Origin of the sequence: Streptomyces sp. NRRL F-2580 (assembly GCF_000720115.1) — a bacterium.
Classification (GTDB): domain Bacteria; phylum Actinomycetota; class Actinomycetes; order Streptomycetales; family Streptomycetaceae; genus Streptomyces.
Map to the genome: position 1 here is coordinate 1 of NZ_JOIR01000031.1, position 20495 is coordinate 20495.

Annotated in this window: 22 protein-coding genes and 2 pseudogenes; 20 read left to right on the forward strand and 4 right to left on the reverse strand. The window is 73.4% G+C overall.

What is annotated here, in order from left to right:
• Together IF88_RS0128275 and IF88_RS0128280 are read left to right on the forward strand one after the other, a co-directional pair.
• Window positions 1-145: pseudogene (locus IF88_RS0128275) on the forward strand (MerR family transcriptional regulator); the annotation flags it as partial.
• Window positions 146-669: 524 nt separating this feature from the next.
• Window positions 670-1029: a PRC-barrel domain-containing protein gene (locus IF88_RS0128280; protein ID WP_030718512.1), complete on the forward strand. Its 360-nt coding sequence runs from the start codon at window positions 670-672 to the stop codon at window positions 1027-1029.
• Between the two features lie 77 nt (window positions 1030-1106).
• Here the strand turns inward: IF88_RS0128280 and trhA are convergent, their stop codons facing one another.
• On the reverse strand, window positions 1107-1892 hold the full coding sequence (gene trhA, locus IF88_RS0128285) for a PAQR family membrane homeostasis protein TrhA (RefSeq protein ID WP_078893196.1): 786 nt from the start codon (window positions 1890-1892) through the stop codon (window positions 1107-1109).
• A gap of 260 nt (window positions 1893-2152) precedes the next feature.
• On the opposite strand from trhA, the pseudogene IF88_RS48350 reads away from it, so the two are divergent.
• From IF88_RS48350 to IF88_RS42390, 16 genes and pseudogenes are all read left to right on the forward strand, one after another.
• Window positions 2153-2360, forward strand: a pseudogene (locus tag IF88_RS48350) (hypothetical protein).
• A 216-nt stretch (window positions 2361-2576) separates the two neighbouring features.
• Complete coding sequence (locus IF88_RS0128290) at window positions 2577-2936, forward strand: hypothetical protein (protein WP_030718515.1); 360 nt, start codon at window positions 2577-2579, stop codon at window positions 2934-2936.
• 13 nt (window positions 2937-2949) lie between these two features.
• Window positions 2950-4056, forward strand: a complete 1107-nt coding sequence (gene lxmK, locus IF88_RS0128295; RefSeq protein ID WP_030718516.1) for a class V lanthionine synthetase subunit LxmK — start codon at window positions 2950-2952, stop codon at window positions 4054-4056.
• Window positions 4053-5114 carry a T3SS effector HopA1 family protein gene (locus IF88_RS0128300; RefSeq protein ID WP_051837683.1) on the forward strand — a complete coding sequence of 354 codons (1062 nt, stop codon included), beginning with the start codon at window positions 4053-4055 and terminating at the stop codon, window positions 5112-5114. The genes lxmK and IF88_RS0128300 overlap by 4 nt, the downstream gene beginning before the upstream one ends.
• A gap of 126 nt (window positions 5115-5240) precedes the next feature.
• Entirely contained in the window at window positions 5241-5447 is a 207-nt protein-coding gene (locus tag IF88_RS0128305; protein ID WP_030718520.1) for an LxmA leader domain family RiPP, read from the forward strand.
• Between the two features lie 67 nt (window positions 5448-5514).
• Window positions 5515-5685 (forward strand): LxmA leader domain family RiPP, encoded by a 171-nt coding sequence (locus tag IF88_RS0128310; RefSeq protein WP_158717266.1) that lies wholly within the window; start codon window positions 5515-5517, stop codon window positions 5683-5685.
• A 58-nt stretch (window positions 5686-5743) separates the two neighbouring features.
• On the forward strand, window positions 5744-5914 hold the full coding sequence (locus tag IF88_RS46760) for an LxmA leader domain family RiPP (RefSeq protein WP_158754607.1): 171 nt from the start codon (window positions 5744-5746) through the stop codon (window positions 5912-5914).
• 168 nt (window positions 5915-6082) lie between these two features.
• Window positions 6083-7132, forward strand: coding sequence for a methyltransferase (locus IF88_RS0128320; protein ID WP_030718526.1), 1050 nt, complete (start codon window positions 6083-6085; stop codon window positions 7130-7132).
• A complete protein-coding gene (locus IF88_RS0128325) occupies window positions 7125-8012 on the forward strand; it encodes an ABC transporter ATP-binding protein (protein WP_030718529.1) in 888 nt (295 codons plus the stop codon). Before IF88_RS0128320 ends, IF88_RS0128325 begins: the two co-directional genes overlap by 8 nt.
• The gene (locus IF88_RS0128330; RefSeq protein WP_030718532.1) at window positions 8009-9232 is read left to right on the forward strand and encodes an ABC transporter permease; all 1224 of its coding nucleotides are present in this window, start codon (window positions 8009-8011) and stop codon (window positions 9230-9232) included. Before IF88_RS0128325 ends, IF88_RS0128330 begins: the two co-directional genes overlap by 4 nt.
• Entirely contained in the window at window positions 9229-11097 is a 1869-nt protein-coding gene (locus tag IF88_RS0128335) for an ABC transporter ATP-binding protein (RefSeq protein WP_078893197.1), read from the forward strand. The genes IF88_RS0128330 and IF88_RS0128335 overlap by 4 nt, the downstream gene beginning before the upstream one ends.
• Entirely contained in the window at window positions 11094-12056 is a 963-nt protein-coding gene (locus tag IF88_RS0128340; protein ID WP_030718537.1) for an LLM class flavin-dependent oxidoreductase, read from the forward strand. The genes IF88_RS0128335 and IF88_RS0128340 overlap by 4 nt, the downstream gene beginning before the upstream one ends.
• Window positions 12053-12763, forward strand: a complete 711-nt coding sequence (locus IF88_RS0128345) for a flavoprotein (RefSeq protein ID WP_234323730.1) — start codon at window positions 12053-12055, stop codon at window positions 12761-12763. Before IF88_RS0128340 ends, IF88_RS0128345 begins: the two co-directional genes overlap by 4 nt.
• Window positions 12760-13734, forward strand: a complete 975-nt coding sequence (locus IF88_RS42385; protein ID WP_030718544.1) for a hypothetical protein — start codon at window positions 12760-12762, stop codon at window positions 13732-13734. The genes IF88_RS0128345 and IF88_RS42385 overlap by 4 nt, the downstream gene beginning before the upstream one ends.
• On the forward strand, window positions 13734-16274 hold the full coding sequence (locus IF88_RS47410) for a M16 family metallopeptidase (RefSeq protein WP_063754851.1): 2541 nt from the start codon (window positions 13734-13736) through the stop codon (window positions 16272-16274). Before IF88_RS42385 ends, IF88_RS47410 begins: the two co-directional genes overlap by 1 nt.
• On the forward strand, window positions 16271-16603 hold the full coding sequence (locus IF88_RS42390) for a hypothetical protein (protein ID WP_051837684.1): 333 nt from the start codon (window positions 16271-16273) through the stop codon (window positions 16601-16603). Before IF88_RS47410 ends, IF88_RS42390 begins: the two co-directional genes overlap by 4 nt.
• A 42-nt stretch (window positions 16604-16645) precedes the next feature.
• Here the strand turns inward: IF88_RS42390 and IF88_RS0128370 are convergent, their stop codons facing one another.
• The gene (locus IF88_RS0128370) at window positions 16646-17608 is read right to left on the reverse strand and encodes a response regulator transcription factor (protein ID WP_051837686.1); all 963 of its coding nucleotides are present in this window, start codon (window positions 17606-17608) and stop codon (window positions 16646-16648) included.
• A 374-nt stretch (window positions 17609-17982) separates the two neighbouring features.
• Between IF88_RS0128370 and IF88_RS0128375 the strand changes: the two genes are divergently transcribed.
• Together IF88_RS0128375 and IF88_RS46765 are read left to right on the forward strand one after the other, a co-directional pair.
• On the forward strand, window positions 17983-18183 hold the full coding sequence (locus tag IF88_RS0128375) for a hypothetical protein (protein ID WP_051837688.1): 201 nt from the start codon (window positions 17983-17985) through the stop codon (window positions 18181-18183).
• A gap of 148 nt (window positions 18184-18331) precedes the next feature.
• Window positions 18332-18478 (forward strand): hypothetical protein, encoded by a 147-nt coding sequence (locus IF88_RS46765; protein WP_158754610.1) that lies wholly within the window; start codon window positions 18332-18334, stop codon window positions 18476-18478.
• Here IF88_RS46765 and IF88_RS0128385 read toward each other — a convergent pair.
• Window positions 18475-19683 carry an NAD(P)/FAD-dependent oxidoreductase gene (locus tag IF88_RS0128385; RefSeq protein ID WP_030718556.1) on the reverse strand — a complete coding sequence of 403 codons (1209 nt, stop codon included), beginning with the start codon at window positions 19681-19683 and terminating at the stop codon, window positions 18475-18477. The genes IF88_RS46765 and IF88_RS0128385 overlap by 4 nt on opposite strands.
• A gap of 108 nt (window positions 19684-19791) precedes the next feature.
• A complete protein-coding gene (locus tag IF88_RS0128390) occupies window positions 19792-20415 on the reverse strand; it encodes a TetR/AcrR family transcriptional regulator (protein WP_030718558.1) in 624 nt (207 codons plus the stop codon).
• Window positions 20416-20495: the final 80 nt, after the last annotated feature.

Consider the following 20495-nt stretch of genomic DNA (forward strand, 5'->3'; position numbering starts at 1 on the left):
CGCCCGGGAACTCGTCGACCAGGGCACCCCCATCGAGGCCGCCTGCCGCATCATCATCCTCGAAGACCAGCTCGAAGAAGCCCAGCGCATCAACGCCGAGTACCGGCGCGCCGCCGAATCATCCGCGCCGCCGCCCTCGGCCTGACCCCGTGGGTGCCCGTCGGAACAGGCGGGCCTCGGTCGTCGAAAAGAGTGCTGTTCGGGCGCGGACGCCTGCGCCAGGTCCGCCCCCGCGTCAGCGCTGCGTGTGAGCTCGTGGGTACCGGGCCAGTCCAGGCACATGGCCCGTCGCGGCGTCCTGGAGACGGCCGCCGTGGGCGCGGCAGAATCGCGGCGACCAGAGCGGGGGAGGCCGCGCGGGGGGTGGAGATCGCCCGTGCGCCTATCGGGGAGGGCAGATCGACCTCCACGGCGCGGCGCTCAATCATGCCGTCGGGGAGCATCACGAGGCGGCCACCCGCTTGCCCGCCCAGCCGCCTGACTGGTTCACCCGAGCGGCAGGCATCGGCCCTACTCGGGGACGCCGCCCGGCCACCGGCATAGCGCGCACGCCCGGAATCCTCCGAGGAGCCGGTTGCGAGCCAAGCACCGGGGCATGGGGATGGACGAGTCAAGCCGGCGGTGTGGCTGTGGCCGCCGCCTCCGAGCCGAGAATGAGGAGACGGGGTTGTGAGCGGTGTGTGGGCGTACGCACAGGACAGTGGCTACACGTCCCGGCAGTCGCTGGTGGGCTTCACGGTTGAGGCGGCTGACGGAACCATCGGGCACGTGGACCGCCAGCAGGACCAGCCCGGCATGCAACACCTGGTCGTCGACACCGGCGTGTGGGTGTTCGGCAAGAGCATTCTGATCCCGGCCGGCGCCGTCGCCGGCATCGACACCGAAACACGGACGGTAAAGGTGACAGGGACCCGGGAACAGATCAAAGCCGCTCCCCGGTTCACCACCGACAGCGAAACGGCTGACCACCGCTACCTGTCCGCCGTCGGCAACTACTACCTCTCCCTCCGCCGCCCCCTCGCACCCTGACCCGAAGCCAGCCGGCCAGCCGGCCACTCTCGCCCGCCCCAGGGCGACAGCAGCCCCCGGGGAGAACATTGCCGTGCTCAGTAGACGGCGAAGGAGATGGCGATGTAGTGCGCGGTGAAGGCTGCCACGGTCAGGGCGTGGAAGACCTCGTGGAAGCCGAACCAGCGGGGCGAGGGGTCGGGGCGCTGAAGGGCGTAGACCACCGCGCCCGCACTGTAGAGAAGCCCGCCCGTCACGATCAAGGCGAGTACGGCCACCCCGCCACTGTCCAGGAAGTCGGGCAGGTAACGCACCGGTGCCCAGCCCAGGGCCAGGTAGCAGGGGGTGTACAGCCAGCGGGGAGCTCCGACCCACAGGACACGGAAGGCGATGCCGGCCAGAGCGCCCGTCCACACGATCCACAGCAGGACGGACCGCTGGTCAGGGGGGAGAAGGAGCACGGCAAGCGGGGTACAGGTACCGGCGATGATCAGGAAGATGTTGGCGTGGTCGAGGCGACGCAGAACGGCCTCACCGAGTGGTCCCCACGTGCCGAGGTGGTAGACGGCGCTCGTCCCGAACAGCATCCAGGCGGTGACGGAGTACACGGTGCAGGCCAGGGCGGCGTGCGGTGTCCCCGCCAGGCAGATGAGGACGATGCCCGCGGCCAGCGATGCGGGGACCATTCCGGCGTGAAGCCAGCCTCGTAGCTTCGGCTTGAGCGGCTCCACCAGATCGGCCGCTCGCTCGACCAGGTCGGCGACCGGGTGGGAGTCCTCGGCGGCCTTGTCACGGTGCGATCCGGAGGGAGGACCACTTGCCTCGCATCCTCCGACCGTCGGTGCGGAAGACCCACCGGCGGTTTCGACGTCGTCGCGGGACACTGCTTCCCTTCCTGGCTCGGACTGCTGGGCTGGGCGCCACTGGCAACCACGCGCTCATGTTAGGAGCCTGGCCGCAGGAGGATTGCCCGAGGCCTGCCTCGAACCACCGGGCCGGCACCACCGGACATGGTCTGTTCAGCCGCCCCGTGATCCCGGTCCTGGCGGCCTGCCGCCCACTGGGGCCGTGGAAGTCGTGTAAGGACCGCCGATGCTTCCCGAGTTCCGCTCCCAGACATGCGCCCCCCCTTTCCCAGGAGTTCCTGCACGTTCCGGCGCGACTCTCGATCGTCGCGCTCCTGTGCCCGGCCGCTGGGTGGAGTTCGGCTTCGTCCGGGACGCGGTGGGCACCAGCGACTCGGCCCTGTCCAAGCAGGTCTCCGCGTCACCCCGCACGGGCGTCGGGCGTTCCAGCGGCACGCCTCGGCGCTGGAGAGGATCGTGGCGGCCGCGCGCACACCTCTCGGATAGGGCGCCCCCGCGCGGTCGATCCCGCTCCCCCAAGAAGGCCCAGGTCAGCGACCTGGGCCTGTTTCGTTTCCCGGGCCTCGTCAGCGGTACCGGAGGGGGTGCAGGAAGCTGAACCGCTCATACAGGAAGCTGAACGGTTCTTTCCCTCTCAGGGGCCTTCCGGCGCGGCAGAGTTGTCCACGTCGAGAAGGAAACGACACCACGAGGGGAAACGAAATGACGAAGTCGGCCACCGCCAAGGAACGTTCGAAGAAGCGCTCGGTCTACGTATTCACCGTACTGGGACTGGTCGCCGGAATCGCCGTCGCGACCCTGACCAATTCGGGTGACTCGGAGGACCGTTCCGCCGCCCCGGCCGGCATTCACCAGGTCACCACGAGCGCCGCCACGGTGGCCGACGAGACGCCCACCGAGCCGACGCAGCCGCAGGTCACGGCCGTTTCCATCCCGGGCTGGCAGAACCCGGGCCAGAAGGGCCCGAACCAGAAGGGCCCCGGCCAGCAGGGCCCGAGCCAGCAGATCCCCGGCTGGCAGAGCCCGCCCGCGGGCACCGGTCCCGCGACGCAGAGCATCTGAGGCCGGCCACCCGATGTCGACCACATTCGCTCCCGTCGATCTCGACGGAGTTCCGGCGGTGGAAGCCTTTCTCGACCGCATGGGATTCGGCCACTTCGACAGGAATTCGGTCTCCGCACCGATAGGCCGCAACGAGATATGGGCCGGCAGCACGGAAAGCGGCCGGGAGGTCTTCGTCAAACGGCTCGTCGGAACCGGCGATGACGTCCGCGACCGGATGCGGCGCCTGCTCGCCTTCGAGCGGTTCGCCGTCACCCTCCCGCCCCACGCACTGCGCGGCCCGGTCTTCCTGGGCAACGACACCCCCGAACGGCTGGTCGCCTTCACCTACCTCGACGGGGCCCGCAGCGGTGCCGAGCTGATGGTGGACGAGAGCTTCGACGACGAGCTGGCCGGCCAGGTCGGCCGCGCCATCGGCCTCCTGCACAGTGCGCGGCACCCCGACCCCGAGGAACTGGACACCACCCCGCCGGCGCTGCCCTCCCTGGCCTTCCTCCAGGGCCTGCCCCCGGGCATGTTCGACAACCTGGGCTTCGCCGAACTCCAGGCCTGGCGCCTGATGCAGAGCGACGCACAACTGGTCGAGGCACTGACGCGGCTGCGCGCCGCCGAAGCCGCCGCACCCAAGGTCCCCTCCCACTGCGACTTCCGCGTCGACCAGCTCCTGCTCACCGACGAGGGCCTGTACGTGGCGGACTGGGAAGAGTTCCGGCTCGCCGACCCCGCCCGCGACGTGGGCAGCTTCGCCGGCGAGTGGCTCTACCGCTCCATCCTCGACGTGGTCACCACCCGTGGCGACGAAGAGGGCAGCGGGCCCGAGGAGTACGAGCTCACCCACGAGGCGATCCTCAGCCGCGGCGTGGCCAAGATCGAACGCCTGCGGCCCAAGATCCGGCACTTCTGGCGGGAGTACGCCGCCGTACGCCCCGACATGGACCCCGGACTGCCCGAGCGCGCCACCGGCTTCGCCGGCTGGCACATGCTCGACCGCCTGATCGCCGGCAGCACGCAGCGGATGCGCCTGTCCGGCATCGAGCGGGCGGCCGCCGGAATCGGCCGCAACATCCTTCTCCACCCCCAGAAGTTCGTCACCGCACTCGGATTGGAGGTCACCCCGTGAGCACGGACACGAGAACAAGAACAAGAACGAGAACGAGTACGGCCACCAGCACGACCCAAGCGCCGCCCGCCGCGCTGCTCCACGCCCTGGACGGCGTCCGCATCGCCGACGACCGCCTCTCCGCGACCGTCGCCGGCCGCGAACTGACCGCGGACAGCCCCGGCGAGCTCAAGACCCTGCTGGGCACCGCCCTGTACGAGACCCTGCACTCCGGCCAGGACGAGTCGGCCTCCAAGCTGCCGCGGATCCTGCGCGACACCGACTTCGAGCGCCGCCTCGGCGAGGCCGTCCCGCACCGCAGCGTCACCGCCGAGGCCGTGGTGCTGCCCCAGCCGCCCGGCACCCCCGCCGACGCCGCCGACGTGCTCGTCCTGCGGGACGGCATCCGGACCTGGGTCCCCCGGCGGACCATGAGCGTCACCGACCCGGCCCCCGGCACCCCCGTGGAACTCGGTGTACCGGCCGCGCGGCCCGCGCTCTCCCCCGGCTTCTTCGTCGTCACCAGCCCGGTCAACCGGGGCGCGCCCGCCGAACTGCTGCGCGTCTACCTGAACCTGACCGACTCCCAGGCCGCTCCGCAGGCCTGGCAGGCCGTCCTGACCCGGCTCAACGAGCTGGAGATCGCGTACCAGGCCAAGGTCCTCTCCTGCCTGCCGCTCTACCCGCGGCGCGACGCCCTCGTCGTCTACCTCCAGCCCGACGCCTGGCACGCCGTTCCAGTCCTCGCCGAACTGGCTCCGTCCCTGCCCGGACTGGGCTCCGAGACCTCGCACTTCGTCCACCGCGTCGCCCCCGGCGTCGGCGTGGCCTTCGAGCCCGCGGACCACCGGCCGGCCATGCGCGGCCTCAGCTTCGGACAGCACCGCGCCGGCGCCGCCGCCGAAGCCCTGCTCGACCGGGCCCGGCACGGCACCCCGCTGGCCGAGGCGCTCACCGCCCGCTTCACCCAGGCAGGCATCGACCCGCACCGCCCGGCGCGCAACCTCACCTCGCCGGAACTCCCCGCACCCGCCACACCGGGCGCGACCGGCACCGCCTCGACGGCTGCCGCGGCCTGAGGGGGCTGCAGGGCGTGAGTGCCCGCGCACCTGCTCCCTGCTTCCACCTCAGTACGTACCGCACGTGCACCACGTACGGCACACCTCTCGGTGCCCACCGGGCACCCATCCACAAGGAGAAGAACCATGGACAACGCTTCGATGATGGACCTGGTCGCCGGCTACAACACCTACGCCGAGGCCTCTGAGCTGGGCATCCAGGCCGTCGCCGACGCCCCGGCCACCACCCCGGTCTGCGCCGCGACCATCGCCGCGTCCGCCGTGTCCTCCGGCTGGTGCGCCTCGGCCGCCGCCTCCGCCGCCGGTGGCGCCACCTACAAGCTCGGCTGCTGATCCCCCGCGGGATTCCCGCAGTCGCCGTCCCCCGTACGCAACCAGGCGACGAAGGGAGGTGAACAACATGTCCCACGACCAGAACACCCTCGAGGAGCTGGTGACGGGCTACGAGTCCTACGCCGACGCCGACGAGATCGAGGTCGACGCGGTGACCGGCGCCCCGGCCACCACCCCGTTCTGCGGTGCCGCCGCGAGCTTCATGCTCAGCTACGTCACCACCAACGGACCCGGCTAAGCCGGAGCCTCACCCCAACCCACCGTCCACACACACCCTTTGAAGGGAGACGAACACCATGACCAACGACCAGAGCACGCTCGAAGACCTGGTGACCGGCTACGAGTCCTACGCCGACGCCGACGAGATCGAGGTCGACGCGGTGACCGGCGCCCCGGCCACCACCCCGTTCTGCGGCGCCGTCGCGAGCTTCGCGCTCAGCTACGTCACCACCAACGGGCCGGGCTAAAACGCCCGCGGCGGGTGCCCGACACCGGGCACCCGCCGCCCCCCGGGGCCTCACCGCCCCGTCCCCGGGCCCCGCGCCCGCACCTGACTTTCCGGGCACCGTGCCCGCCCCACTTCCGGGCCCCGTGCCCATAGACCCCCTCACCTCCACAACGGGAAGCCCAGGCGAATGACCGACAACAGCGCACACACCCAGACCCTCCTCGACATGTCCGACCTCCTCAAGCCCAACGCCGTCCGCGTGGCCGCCACCCTCGGCATCGCCGACCTGGTGGCCGAAGGAGGCGGCACCGCCGCGACGCTGGCCGAACGGGCCGGCGCGCACCCCGAGGTGTTCGCCAAACTCCTGCGCTACCTCGTGGAGCTGGGGCTGTTCACGGTCGACGCCGACGGCGTCCACGCCCTCACCGACCTGTCCCGCCCCCTGCTGCGCACCAATGAGCCGAGCCTGGCCCAGTACCTCAGCATGGAGGGCCTGTTCGGCCGGGTCTCCCTCGGACTGGTGGGCCTGCTACACACCGTGCGCACCGGCGAGGCCTCCCACGCCGCCGTGTTCGGCCGCGACTACTGGGACGAGATCAACACCGACCCGGTCTACGTCAGAGCCCTGGAGGCCGAGGGGCCGACGGAGGCCGGCTGGGACGCCGACGCCGTCATCCGGGCGTACGACTGGTCCGCGGTCCGCAGCGTCGCCGACGTCGGCGGCAACAACGGCACCCTGCTCATCGAGCTGCTGCGGGCCCACCCGCACCTGCGGGGCACCGTCATCGACCTGCCCAACGTCGCGGGGATCGCCGCCCGCCGCATCGAGGAGGCGGGCCTGGCCGACCGCGGCACCGCCGTCGCCGCCAGCTTCTTCGAGGAACTGCCCAAGGGCCACGACGTCTACCTGCTGTCGGGGATCCTCGCCGACTGGAGCGACGAGAAGTCCGTGGCCATCCTGCGCCGCGTCGCCGAGGCCGCCGGCCCCGACGGGCGGGTGCTCCTCGCCGAGATCAACCTGCCCGAGATGGGCACGGGCCTGGCCGCCGCCGACACCGCGCTGCGCGTCGCCGCCACCGTCCCGGTCCCCGCCCGCACCGTCGAGGCCGTCAAGGACCTGGCCGATCGGGCCGGTCTCACCCCGACCTGGCAGGGTCCGGTCACCCCGGTCCGGTCCGTCGTCGAGTTCGCCCCGGCCGTCGCCGGGGACCGCGTCCCGGAGGTGGCCGGTGCTTGAGTTCGACGCTCTCACCAAGGCGTTCGGCGACAAGAAGGTCCTGCGCGGACTGTCGTTCCAGGTCCGTCCCGGTGAGCTGTACGGGTTCTGCGGCGCCAACGGCGCAGGCAAGACCACCGCCATGCGCATCGCGCTCGGCATGCTGGCCGCCGACACCGGCGAGGTCCGCTTCGAGGGCCGCCCGGTCGACAGCGCCAGCCGCCGCCTCATCGGCTACATGCCCGAGGAGCGGGGCCTGTACGGCAAGATGCGCCCCCGCGACCAGCTGGTCTACTTCGCCCGTCTCAGCGGCATGGGGGCCCGCGAGGCCAAGGCCCACGCCGACGAGTGGATCGAGCGCCTCGGGGTCAAGATGGGCCCCAAGGACGTGCTGGACAAGCTGTCGCTGGGCAACCAGCAGAAGGTCCAGCTGATCGCCGCGCTGATCCACCGACCCGGTGTGCTGATCCTGGACGAGCCGTTCTCCGGCCTCGACCCGGTCGCCTCCGACGCGATGGCCCAGGCACTCACGGAGTTCACCCGCGACGGCGTCCCCGTCGTCTTCTCCAGCCACCAGCTCGACCTGGTGGAGCGGCTGTGCGACCGGGTGGGCATCGTCCGCGACGGCGCCCTGGTCGCCGAGGGGACGGTGGAGGAACTGCGCGGCAGCACCACCCGTCGCCTGGAGATCGCCTTGGAGGGCGCTCCGGCCGGGTGGGCGTCGGCCGTTGCGGGCGCCCGCGTCGTCGAGACGCGGCACGACCGCTACACGCTGGAGGTCGACGAGCAGGTCCCCGTGCGGGAGATCCTCTCGGCCGCCCAGGCCCACGGCGACATCGTCCACTTCGCCTGGCGCGAGTCGTCCCTGACCGAAATCTTCCGCGAGGCGGTGGCAGCATGAACCGGAACACCCCGCACGGGCCGCTCACCCTCGTCGGGCTCGTCGCCTGGCGCGAGATCGTCACGCAGTTCCAGCGCAAGGAACTGTGGGCCTCCCTGGTCATGATGATCCTGGTGTTCTGCGGTGCCCTCGGGCTGCAGAAGGTGTTCAGCGGCGCGGCGGACCGTCCGGTCCTCGCCGTCGTCGGCGAGCACCGGGACCTGACCGAAGCGCTGCGCGCGCAGACCGCCGGGGCATCCGGCGACGGTGGCGCGGGCGGCGTGGAGGTCGTCTCCTACGAGGACGAGGCGGCCGCGGAGGCCGCCGTACGGAAGGAGAAGGCCGACGCCGCACTGGTCGGCGACGGCCGGGTCCTGGTCCGCGAGAAGCTGCCGGAGCCGCTGGCCGGCCCGCTGTACGAGGCCCACCGCACGGCGCAGACCACCGACCGGCTGCGGGAGGGCGGACTGTCCGACCCGGCCATCGCGCGGGCCCTGGCCGTACAGCCGCTGACCGTGTCCGCGCTCGACCCGGACGCGGACCGCACGACCCAGCGGACCATGACCGCCGCGATCGGCGTGATGGCCCTGTTCTTCCTGACCTTCATGTTCGGCCAGGGCATCGCCCAGGGCGTCCTGGAGGAGAAGTCCAGCCGCATCGTGGAGGTGCTGCTGGCCAAGGTGCACGCCTGGCAGCTGCTGGCGGGCAAGGTGCTCGGCATCGGGCTCGTGGCGTTCGTGCAGATCAGTGCCATGGCGGCGGGCGGCGTCACCGTCGCCATCGCCGCCGACCTGGTGGACGCGCCGTCCGACGCGATCGCGACCAGCGTGTCCGTGGTGCTCTGGTTCATCCCCGGCTTCCTGGGCTTCGCCGCCCTGTGGGCCGTCGCGGGGGCCCTGGCCTCCCGGGCCGAGGACCTCCAGCACGCGGCCGGCCCGGTCAGCATGCTCCAGACCCTGAGCCTGATGGCCGCGCTGGCACCCTTCACCGGGATCAGCGACACCCTCACCCGGGTGTTCTCCCTGGTGCCGGGTCTGTCCTCGGCCGTGATGCCGGTCCGGATGGCGAGCGAGAACGTGCCGTGGTGGGAGATCGCCCTGGCCGCCGTCCTGTTGCTCGGTTCGATCGCCGCGCTGCTGCGCGTCGGCGGCCGGATCTACATCGGCGGCCTGCTCCAGCACGGCGGCATCGTCAAGGCGCGGGCCGCCCTGCGCAACGCCCGACTGGGGGGAATGTCATGACCGTCACCACCGAAACCAGGGCGGCCGAGGCGCAGGCCCAGGCCGCCGCCGACCGCGCGGCCGAACGCGCCGCCGACTCCTGGGACGGCGAACTGCGCATCCTGCGCGAGCTGTTCCGACCCGGCAACCGGCTCCAGATGGCCGTGATCGCCCTGCTCGCGGCGGTCTCCGCCGCCGCCACCCTCGCGCTGCCACTGGTCGTCGCCGAGCTGGTCCAGCAGGTGCAGCAGGGCCAGGGCCTCACCCGGGCCGCCCTGCTGATGATCGGCACGGGCCTGGGCTCCGCCCTGGCGGGTGCGCTCGCCGCGTTCCTGCTGTCCCGCCTCGGCGAGCAGCTCGTCCGCCGGCTGCGCATCACCACGATGCGGCGCGGCCTGGCCATGCGGCTGTCCGACGCCAAGGCGGTGGGCAGCGGCGACCTCGCCACCCGGCTGACCGCCGACGCCATGCAGCTCAAGGGCGCCATCAACATCGGGCCGATCCAGCTCCCGATGGCCGCGATCACCCTGCTCGGCACCATCGTCATCATGGGTGTCCTGGACTGGGTGCTGCTGCTGATCACCCTGGCCGGGTTCCTGTGCGCGCTGGCCATCGTCGCCGTCGTGATCCGCGGCCTGCGGCGCACGTACCAGAACATGCAGGACGACATCGGCACCCTGACCCACCAGTTCATCACCGCGCTCGACGCCCTCGTCATCATCAAGGCGTACCGGGCGGAGGAGCGGGTCGGCCGGACCCTGGACGGTCACGCACGACGGCTGGAGAAGCTCGGCGTCGACGCGGCGCGCATGGAGTCGCTGGTCGTCCCCGTGATCAACCTGGGCCAGCAGATCGCCCTGCTGACCGTACTGCTCGGCGGCGGCGCCCGGCTCGTCTCCGGTGACCTCGCCCTCCCCGACTTCGTCGCCTTCCTCCTCTACCTGCTCCAGCTGACCGCTCCCCTGATCATGGCGGCCTCCGGTGCCGCGCAGATCCAGGCCGGGCTCACCTCCCGGCAGCGGTTCAACGACGTCTTCGCCCTGCCGGTGGAGGACCTGGCGCCCGGCACGGCGGAGCCGACGCCGACGGCGGGCGGCCGGAACACCCCCGGTCCGGCCCCCGCCGTCCGCTTCGAGGACGTGACCTTCGGCTACGGCGACGAACCCGTCCTGCGTGGCGTGGACTTCGAGGTGCCCGCCCAGGGCCTGACGGCCGTCGTCGGTCTCTCCGGCGCCGGCAAGTCCACCGCGCTGGCCCTCATCGAACGTTTCATGGAGCCGCAGTCGGGCCGTGTGCACCTGTTCGGCGAGCAGGCCGCGAGCCTGCCGCTGAACGAGCTGCGCGGCCGGATCGCCTTCGTCGACCAGGCGTTCACCCTGCTCGGCGACACCGTACGGGCCAACCTGAGCCTGGGCCTGGCCGCCGTGCCGACCGACGAGGAGCTGTACGCGGCACTGGCCGCGGTCGGCCTCGACGCCCCCGTCCGGGCCCTGCCCGACGGCCTGGACACCGTCCTCGGCGGCGCCCACGACCTCTCCGGCGGTCAGCGCCAGCGGGTCGCCCTGGCCCGCGCGGTGCTGGCCGACAGCAACCTGGTCCTCCTCGACGAGCCGTCCTCGCAGCTCGACAGCGTCAACGAGCAGCGGCTGCGGCAGATCGTCGACACCCTCGCCGAGGACCGCGCCGTCCTGGTGGTCGCCCACCGACTGTCCACCGTCCGGCACGCCGCCAAGGTCGTCGTCATGGACCGCGGCCGGGTCATCGCCGAGGGCACGCACGACGAACTGCTCGACTCCAGCCCCGCCTACATCGAACTGGTCAGCGCCCAGTTGCTCAGCGGCGTCGCCGCCCCGGCTGCCCGGTCCACGAAGGAAGTCACGGCATGACCAAGTACTCGATCATGATGCCGTTCATGCCGACCCGGCACGAGCAGGCGCTCCCGCTGGCCGCGCTGGTCGCCTCCGGCGCCGCGGACCGGCTGTGGCAGGGCCAGGCTCTGATGTCCGAGCCGTACCAGACCTTCACGTACGCGGCGGCCTCCGGATTCCGGATCCCGGTGGGCACGGCGGTCACGCTGATGCCCTTCCGGCACCCGATCGAGGCCGCGCTCCAGGCCAAGTCCCTCGCGGTGACCACCGGTCACCCGGTGGTGGCCGGCATCGGACCGGGCGCGGCGATCCTCCAGAAGAACGTGCTGGGCGCGCCCTACCGCAGTCAGCTCGGCGCGGTCCGCGAGTACTTCACCATCATGGGCGGCCTGCTGGCCGACCGCGAGGTCGAGCTGCGGGGCGAGTACTTCGACTGCCGCATCGGGCTGCCGTCCCTGCCGGGGCCGCGCGTCGAGCTCGGCGCCGGGGTGCTGCGGCCGAAGATGGCCCGGCTGGCCGGCGAGGTCGCGGACGTGGCCATCACGTGGCTGACCCCGCCGAAGTACCTGCGGGACGTCATCGTCCCCGAGCTCCGGGCCGGGGCGGAGGCCGCGGGCCGGCCGATGCCGCGTCTGGTGGCGATGGTGCCGGTGGCGCTGACCGCGCCCGACCGGGACCCGGCGAAGCTGGTCCTGGCGGGCAACACCGGGCACCTGTCGATGCCGCACTACCAGGACATGCTGCGCCGCTCGGGCATCGACATCGACCAGCCCGACCCCCTGTCCGTCGCGAAGGCCGTGATCGAGGGCGGCGCGTTCGTCCACGGTGACATCAGCGAGGTGCGGGACCGGCTCGTGGAGTACGCGGCGGTGGGCGTCGACGAGATCGCGCTGAACCTGACCGGTGTGTGCCAGGTGGAGGGTCTGCCCTCCGCGCTGGCCGACCTGCGGGCGATGCTGCCGGAGCTGACCCGGTGAGCGCCGGTACGCAGGCCGTCGCGACCCCGGTCGCGCCGGCCCCGGCGGCCGTTGCGGCGGCGGTCGCCGCCCCCGGTTCCGTGGCCGCCGTACCGGCGCCCGCGCTGGGGGTCTCGCGGCTGCTGCTCGTGGTGACCGGGGCCGTCGCCGCCGCCGAACTGCCGTACTGGCTCGGCTGGCTGCGCAGCACCTATCCGGCCCTGGAGCTGCGGATCGGGGTGACCGCGAGCGCCGAACGGTTCGTCAGCCGGGTCACGCTCGCCGGGCACAGCGGCGCCGAGGTACTGCCGGACCGGTGGGCCGAGGACGAGGTGCACGCGCGGCACGTGCTGTGGACCGAGTGGGCCGAGGCCGTCGTCGTCGCCCCCGCGACCCTGCACTTCATGGCGCGCCTGGCCCTCGGGCTGGCCGACAGCCCCGCGCTGCTGGCCGCGCAGTGCACCACCGCCCCGGTGGTGCTGCTGCCCGCGCTGCCGCCGGGCGGCCTGCACAGCGCCGCCTACCGGGCCCACCACGCGGCGCTGGCCGCCCGGCCCAACGTGGCCGTGCTGCCGCCGCGTCCCGGGCTCTCCATGACCACGGGCCGTGAGGACGCCTGGGCGCCGGCGCCGCTGCCGGACGCGCTCGCGATGGTCGAGCAGCGCCGCGTGGAACTGGCGGCCGCGGCCCTGTCCGTGCCCCTCCCGCCGCCGGCGAGCACGCTGTGACCGCCGCCGCCGTCGAGGGCGCCGCCGCCGTCGAGGGCGCCGTCGACGGCGTCGCCGAGGACGTCGGCGCCGGTCCCGTCCGCTTCGGGACCGGGCTGCTGCGCACGACCGTCCACGGCGGCCTGTGGATCCGGGAGCCCGGACCGCTCGCACCCGCCGGCTTCCACCCGCTCCCGGCCGCCCTCCCCGAGACCCCCCGGACCCCGGGCGTGCGCCTGGTCTACGGGGAGGAGCTGCCCGGCGGCGCGCGCGCCTACCGGGGCCTGTCCGGGGACGAGTCCGTGGCGGGCCACCTGCTGCGGCACGGCCCGCACCCCGGGCTGCGCCCGGCCCTGCACGCCCTCGGCCGCGCCCTCGCCGCACTGCACACCGCCCCGGTCCCGAGCCCGGCCCCGGCCGGCGCGCCGGCCCCGCCCGCCGCCTCGCGCGGCTGGCACCGGCTCGACGCGTGGCTCGCCGGCCGCGCGCCGGAGGTCTGGGCCGCGCAGGCCGCGTCCGTACTGCGCGAGCGGCTCGGCACCCAGCGCTGGCACCGGCTGCGCGACTGGACCGCCGAACTCGCCGCCGACCAGGCCCTCGTCGTCTCCCACGGCGCGCCCGGCCTCGGCTCGCTCGTCGCGAACCCCGTATCCGACCCCGCCGACGGCCCCGTGGAGCTGCTGGCCGGCGAGGACCTGTGCCTCGCCCCCTGGTACTCCGACGTCGGCTGGGCCGTCGGCGAACTCACCGAGCTCGCCTGGCAGCTCGGCGGCGACAGCGCGGCCTGGCAGCGGCTCGTCGACGCCGTCGAGGAGGGGTACGGGCGCCCCCTCGGCCCGCTGCGGCCGCGGCTGGCGGCCCTGCGCATCGCCCTGCACCTGCACGACTACACCGCCTACGTCGGCTGGCAGCCGGAGACCGTCGAACGCTTCGCCGGCTTCCTCGGCTACCTCACCGGTTTCGGCGGTCCCACCGCACCAGGAGACCACTGATGCACCGGTTCACCCTGCCCAACGGGCTCCGGGTGCTGCTCGCCCCCTCCCACCGCCACCCCCGGGTGGCGGTGGCGGTGCACTACGGGGTCGGGTTCCGGTCCGAACCCCCCGGCCGCGAGGGCTTCGCGCACCTCTTCGAGCACCTCATGTTCCAGGGCAGCGAGCAGCTGACCGGCGGCGAGTTCTACGACCGGATCCACCGGCTCGGCGGCTCCGCGAACGGCACCACGCACCAGGACTACACGGACTACTACCAGGCCGTGCCCGCCTCCGCCCTCGACGGGGCGCTGTTCGCCGAAGCCGACCGGATGCGGGCGCCGCTGTTCACCGAGGAGGCTCTAGCGGAGCAGCTGGAGGGCGTCGCCCTGGAGATCCACGGGACGACGGTGGAGCGCCCGTACGGCGGCTTCCCCTGGCCGCTGCTGCCCGCCGTGCTCTACCGCTCGTACGCCAACGCGCACGACGGGTACGGGGACGCCGAGCGGCTGCGCGCGGCGACCGTGGCCGACTGCCGGGCCTTCTTCGCCGAGCACTACGCGCCCGGCAACGCCGTGCTGACGCTCGCCGGCGGGTTCGACGCGGCCGAGGCCCGCGCGCTGGTCGAGCGGCACTTCGGGGACATCCCGGGGCGGCCCGTGCCCGCCCGCCCGGACCTGCGCGAGGAGGCACCGGAGGCCGACCGGTGGGCGTACGGCACCGAACCGGGCGTGCCCGCGACCGCCGTGGCGCTCGGCTACCGGCTGCCGGACCCCGCCGACGACCTGGCCGGGTACCTCGCGCACACCGTGCTGGCCCGGCTGCTGCGCGCCACCGGCGCGCAGGGCGGCGGCGGTCCCGTCGAGACGAGCTGCGGCTTCTTCGGGCCGCTCGACGCCCTGGCCCCCGAGACCCTGGTGGTCACCGGGCTGCTGCCGCCGGACACCGCGCCCGAGCGGTTCGTGGAACGGGTCGACGCGGGGCTGGCCCACTGGGCGGAGCCGGGCGCGCCGGGCCACGGCGAGGCCGTCCGCACGGCCGTCCGCGACCTGGCGCTGGACCACGTGCGCCGGCACGACGACCTCCAGACCCGGGCCCGCGCGCTGGGCCGGCTGGAGCTGTTGTTCGGCCGCCCCGGACTCCTCGCCGAGCTGCCCGACCTGCTGGCCGGGGTCGGCGCCGCCGAAGTGGCCGCGGCCGCCCGGGCGTTGCGCGGGACCGCGCGGGCCGTGCTGGTGCTCACGCCGGGGCCGGAGCGTACGCGCCCGGCGCCGTACGAGGCCCCGGCCGCCCCGGTCCGGTCCGCCCGCGCCGCCGGCGAGCCGGTCGTGCCCGCGTGGGCCGAGACCCTCACCCCGGCCGGCACCCGCGTGGTCTGCTACCGGGACGAGCGGACCCCGCTGGCCGAGCTGCGGATCAAGGCGCCGCTCGGTCCGGGCGGCTGGCGGGCCCCCGGCCGGGTCCGGCGGCTGGCGTACGACGCCCAGCTGCGGGCGGGCGCGGCCTGGCGGGCCACGGGCCACTTCGGCACGGTCCAGGTGACCACGGACGACCAGTGGCTGGAAGTGAGCGGTCACGCGCCGGCCGAGCGGGCCGGGGACTGGCTGCGGACGGTCGTCGGGACGGTCCTGGCCGCCGGTACGGGCGGATCGGGCGCATCGGGTGTCCCGAACGGGTCCGCGCAGGCACCGGCCTTGCCCGCCCCGCCCGCGACCGCGCTCCAGCGGACCGCCGACGCCGCGCTGCGCCTGCGGCTGCTCCCGGCGGCCGGCGGCGCCGCCGCACTGCCCGGACCCGCGGGCGCCGTGGTCGTCGTGACCGGTCCCGGTGACCCGGACGCCACGGCCGCCCTGGTGACCCGTACCCTCGCCGGGTGGAGCGCCGCCGACGCCGCCACGCCCGAGAGGGCGGCGCCGGGGCCCGGAACCGCGTACGGGGAGGACACCGTGCTGACCCTGCACCGGCCGGGTGCCGCCGAGGCGCACGTGACCCTCTGCGCGCCCGCGTCGATGAGCACCGCGACCGAGGCCGCGGACTACCTGGCCACGGCCGCGCTGGGCGGCTGGTTCGGCTCCCGGCTGGCCGTCGACCGCACCCCCGGCCTGACCGTGATCACCGGCCGCGACACGGCCGCGGCGGGCCACCGCGCCTACCTGCGGGCCTGGTACGAGGGACCGCACCGGCCGCAGACGGTACGGGAGTTGCGCGAGCGGGTGCGCCGGATGGCGTGCGAGCCGTTCACTGCGGCCGAGGCGGACGCCACGCGGGTCTTCTGCGCGGGCCAGGTGCTGAGCGTGTTCGACACGCAGGAGGCCCTTGCGGACATGCTCTGTCAGACCGCCGCCTACGGGCACGACGCGACCTGGCTCATGCGCCTGCCCCGGGCGCTGCGCGAGGCGCCGCTCGCCGACGTCTCGCGTGCCGCCGTACGGATGTTCGCGGAGCGGCCGCTGACGGCCCTGGCCGTGCAGACGGACGCGGTGGACGCGGGCGCGGTACGGACGGACGCGGTGGACGCGGACAAGGCGGCGCGGGACCTGCCGGGCGGGCGGGCGGCATGACCGACGGCCCTCACGAGCCCGCACCGCGGGACACCGGCGCGCTGACGTTCCTGCGCGTCCTGGTGATGCCGTCCCCGGCGGCGGCGTCCGCGCCGGCCCACGAGCGGCCCTGGGCGCCGGAGACCACGGCGGTGCGGGTGTCGTCCCTGCTGCCGCCGGGATGGCGCGGAACAGTGCAGTTCTTCGCCGTGGGCTTCTCGCTGGCGGTCGTCCTGCCGGAGGCGACGGCCGCCGGGGCGGTCATCGAGGAGCTGCGGAGGCTCTGGCAGGACCCGGGGCTGGTGGGGTGGGAGTGGCTACTCGACCCCGAGGACACCCCGGGCCGCTGACGCGGCCCGGAGTGCCCCCGGTCTGACGGGATCCGGCCCTCGTCAGATCCAGCCGCGGTCGCGGGCCAGCAGCGCCGCCTGGAAGCGGTTGGCCGCCTCCAGTCGGCCCATGAGCGCGGCCACGTACTTGCGGTAGGTGCGGACGGAGACGCCGACCTCGCGCGCCCCGATCTCGTCCTTGTCGACCATCTGCATGGTGGCCAGGATCTGCCGTTCCAGCTCGGACAGTCCGCCCTCGGGGCCCTCGCCCTCCGCGGGGCTGCCGACGACCTCGTCCAGCTCGCGGCTCTCGGCCCAGATCCGGTCGAAGAGCGAGATCATGCCGCCGACGAGGCCCGGCTCGCGGACGGCCACCGCGCCCAGCGTCGAGTCGTTCGGGTCGATGGGTGCCAGCGCGGTCTGCCGGTCGAAGATCAGCAGCCGTTCGGCGGCCCGTTCCACGACCCGGATCCTTACCCCCTTGGTGGTGAGTTCCTGCAGGTAGGCGGCGGTGGCCAGATCGGCGACGGCGCCGCTCTCCACGATGGTGCGCATGGCGACCCCGCGCCGCAGCAGCTGCTCGGTGAGCGGCCGGGCGGCGGCGATGTTGTCCTTCGTCATCGGTCCGCCCGGCTGGGTGGAGAGCAGTTCCGTCCGGCAGAAGAACGACAACTCGTCGAGTTTCTCCCGGACTTTGACCAGACCTTCGAGCCGCTCGATGAGCGGCGCGTCGGTCTGGGACTCGGCGTACAAGCCCTCGTTCTCGAATTGCTGCTCACGCAGCAGGGATTCGAGCAGGTCCCGGGTCTCCGAGACATGCCGCATTTCCTCGTGGAGGGCCTTGAGCCGCCGCTCGACGAGCCGGGCCACGACCGTGCTCGGGGCGACCGGCCGGTAGACCTCCGTCCCGTCGGCGGTGGCCATGCCCATGGCCACGAGCGTGTTCAACACGGCTTCCACGGCCTCGGCGTCGTCACAGCCGAGGTGGACCGCCAGGGTGTGGGGCGTGGCCCGTGTACAGCGCAACAGGCCTCTGTATGCCTGCTCTTGCTTTTCTTCTACTCCGAGCCGACCCAAATGGTGATGCATGTGATTCCCCCGCATCGCTTTCACCTGGGCTTCTGGTCAAGCCCAAGCAAAATCGGATGATAGTGCGGTGATCGTTCCACGGCCATGCTTTCAACTTTCGGACAGCATTTTCGCGCCATGAGTCCGCCGGTCCGGTGTCCGCCCGTGGTCTGATGCCGGGCGCCGCCCCGGCGAAGGCCCGCGTTCCCCGATCCGGACGAACCGCCCTGTTCAAGGGTCACCGCGGGGGCGAAATGGTGCAGGCCGGCGCGGCGCGTGTCAGCGTGGTTCGAGAGCAAGCCGTACCCCGCGCAGCAAGAGGAGTCGCCGTCATGGGCGGTAGGCAGGACAAGCACCAGGAGCCGGGCAAGGACCACGAGGCGCAAGAGCACCGGCGTCCCGGCGACCCCGCGCAGCCCCAGCCGGGCAGGCAGTCCCGCGAGAAGGGACAGAAGTCCGGCCAGAAGGAGACCTCGCGCCGCCGCGAGGACGACCTGCTGCGCGAAGAGGACCTGCACGACGAGGGGCTCTGACCAGCCGACCACTCGCCCGCGCCCGCGGGCCTCGTCCCCCGGGCGGGCTCCAGGGCGCCGCGTGAACGCGACCCGCTCGCTCCCGTCCCGCCGTCAGCGCCAAAGGACCTGGTCAGAAGCGGGTTCCCGGACCTCGAACCGGAGTACCGTGAAGAGACCGGGCCTCACCGCGGACACCGCGACACCCGCCGGCCCCGTCCGCTCCTGGCCGGCCGCCGGCAGGACCCCCGCCGGGAGCGGCGCCCACTCCGACGAGATCCGAGAGGCCGGCCCCCACCGCAAGGTGCCCGGCTAGGCGGTCCGTTCGGGGGTGGGCGTCGGGGCTTCGGCGCGCTTGGCGGCCAGGCGCTGTTGGCGGCCGGGGCCGCCCGAGATGCGGTGCAGGCCGTAGCCGCCGGGCTTGTGCGCCTCTTCGGCCAGGTGCTTGACGATGCCCTTGCACACCGCCTCCTTGACCTTCGCGCCGAGGCGGCCGTCGACGTGGAGCCACACCGCGACGTCGGACCGGTTGGCGAACTGGAAGATGCCGCTCCGCCGGCCGAGGCTGATGCACTGGGCGCCGAAGGACTGGTTGAGGGTCTCGGGCCGCTCACCGGCGATCCGGCTGAGCACCGTGTCCGCGGCGCGCGCGCCCATCGGCATCGCGGCCTGGCAGCTCATCCGCAGCGGCAGGTCCGACGGCGCGGCCGAGTCGCCGGCCGCGATGATGCGTACGTCGTCCACGCTGGTCAGCGTCTCGTCCGTGAGCAGTCGCCCCTGGGCGTCGGTGCTCAGTCCGCTGCGCACGGCCAGGTCCGGCACCGCGAAGCCGGCGGTCCAGACGGTCACCTCGCTCGACAGGGTCCGGCCGTCGGCGAGCCGTACGGCGTCGCGCGTCACGGCCGTCACCTTCGTGCCGGGGCCGTCGAGCACGGTCACCCCGAGCCCGGCCAGCCGCGCGGCCACCGAGCGCCGGCCCCGGGCGTGCAGGTACGGCCCGAGGACCCCGCCGCAGACGAGGGTCACCGCCCGCCCCTGCTCGGCCAGTTCGGCAGCCGTCTCGATGCCGGTCGGACCCGCTCCGACCACCGTCACCGCGGCCGACAGGGGAGCGCGGTCGAGCACCGGCCGCAGCCGCTGCGCCTCCTCCAGCGTGCCGAGCGGGTAGGCGAACTCCGCGGCCCCGGGCACGTCCGGGTCGGCGCTGCCGCTGCCCACCGCGTAGACCAGGTAGTCGTAGCCCACCGCACCACCCGAAGCCAGCGCCACACTGCGCCCGGCGGCGTCGATCCGCGCCACGGTGTCGACCACCAGCCGCACCCCGTCGGCCAGGACCTCGCGGTAGTCGACGACCGCGCTGTCGGTCCCGCCGACCAGCTGGTGCAGGCGGACCCGGTGGACGAAGGTGGCACGCGGGTTGACCAGCGTCACGCGCACGTCGCCGCGCCGCGTCAGCCGGTTGGCCGCCATCACGCCCGCGTACCCGCCGCCGATCACGACGACATCGAAGTTCTCAGCCATGGTGTCCTCCGCTCCTTGGGGTTACGCCTTCTGGACAACGGCGGACCGCCCGCTGTGACAGCGTGTGAGGCAGATCACTTCACCGACGCAGCCCCGCGGCTCCCCGGTTCACGGGGCCGCCGGGCGCGCGGCAGGCGTGAAGATCCGGTCCAGGTGGTGGTGGAGCACCGCGAGGGCCGACTCCGGGCCGCGCTGGCCCACGAGGATGCTCGTGCCCATGGTCGCCGTCATCGCGAGCAGGCTGATCGCCTCCGTGCGCGCGTCGATGCCGGGGTCGGCCAGGCCGGACGCCTTGGCCCGTTCGAGCAGGCCGGTCAGGGCGTTCTCGGCGGCGTCGGGGTTGTCGATGAAGGGCTGGGCCGCCAGCGCCTCGTCGGTCACGGACAGGATCGAGTAGGAGCTGTAGACGAGGTGGAAGGTGCGGCTCTCCTCGTCGGTCGGCAGGGAGGCCAGCAGCAGCGCCTCGATCGTCGCGCGCGGGCCCGGGTCCGGCCCGGCGGCGGCCAGGCGGGCGCCCACCCGCGCGGTGAAGCGGTCGGTGAGGTGCTGGAGTCCGTAGAAGAGCAGCTTCTCCTTGGTCTCGAAGTAGTACTGCACGAGGCGCAGGGACACGCCGGCCTCCGCGGCCACGTCCCGCATGCCGACCGCGTGCAGCCCGCGCCGCCCCGCGACCTGGATGAGCGCCTCGGCGATCTGGGCGCGCCGTTCCTCGTGATCCACGCGCTTCGGCATCCGCCGTCGTCTCCGCCCTCGGTCGAGTCCGTGGTCCGGGCTCCCCGGACGCGTTCATGGTACCGCCGTACCATGATCAT

Excerpts from the sequence above, each read along its gene's own strand:
- IF88_RS0128290 (WP_030718515.1), top strand. The coding sequence starts at position 2,577 with ATGACGAAGTCGGCCACCGCCAAGGAACGTTCGAAGAAGCGCTCGGTC.
- lxmK (WP_030718516.1), top strand. The coding sequence starts at position 2,950 with ATGTCGACCACATTCGCTCCCGTCGATCTCGACGGAGTTCCGGCGGTG.
- IF88_RS0128305 (WP_030718520.1), top strand. The coding sequence starts at position 5,241 with ATGGACAACGCTTCGATGATGGACCTGGTCGCCGGCTACAACACCTAC.
- IF88_RS0128310 (WP_158717266.1), top strand. The coding sequence starts at position 5,515 with ATGTCCCACGACCAGAACACCCTCGAGGAGCTGGTGACGGGCTACGAG.
- IF88_RS46760 (WP_158754607.1), top strand. The coding sequence starts at position 5,744 with ATGACCAACGACCAGAGCACGCTCGAAGACCTGGTGACCGGCTACGAG.
- IF88_RS0128320 (WP_030718526.1), top strand. The coding sequence starts at position 6,083 with ATGACCGACAACAGCGCACACACCCAGACCCTCCTCGACATGTCCGAC.
- IF88_RS0128330 (WP_030718532.1), top strand. The coding sequence starts at position 8,009 with ATGAACCGGAACACCCCGCACGGGCCGCTCACCCTCGTCGGGCTCGTC.
- IF88_RS0128335 (WP_078893197.1), top strand. The coding sequence starts at position 9,229 with ATGACCGTCACCACCGAAACCAGGGCGGCCGAGGCGCAGGCCCAGGCC.
- IF88_RS0128340 (WP_030718537.1), top strand. The coding sequence starts at position 11,094 with ATGACCAAGTACTCGATCATGATGCCGTTCATGCCGACCCGGCACGAG.
- IF88_RS47410 (WP_063754851.1), top strand. The coding sequence starts at position 13,734 with ATGCACCGGTTCACCCTGCCCAACGGGCTCCGGGTGCTGCTCGCCCCC.
- IF88_RS42390 (WP_051837684.1), top strand. The coding sequence starts at position 16,271 with ATGACCGACGGCCCTCACGAGCCCGCACCGCGGGACACCGGCGCGCTG.
- IF88_RS0128375 (WP_051837688.1), top strand. The coding sequence starts at position 17,983 with ATGGGCGGTAGGCAGGACAAGCACCAGGAGCCGGGCAAGGACCACGAG.
- IF88_RS0128385 (WP_030718556.1), bottom strand. The coding sequence starts at position 19,683 with ATGGCTGAGAACTTCGATGTCGTCGTGATCGGCGGCGGGTACGCGGGC.
- IF88_RS0128390 (WP_030718558.1), bottom strand. The coding sequence starts at position 20,415 with ATGCCGAAGCGCGTGGATCACGAGGAACGGCGCGCCCAGATCGCCGAG.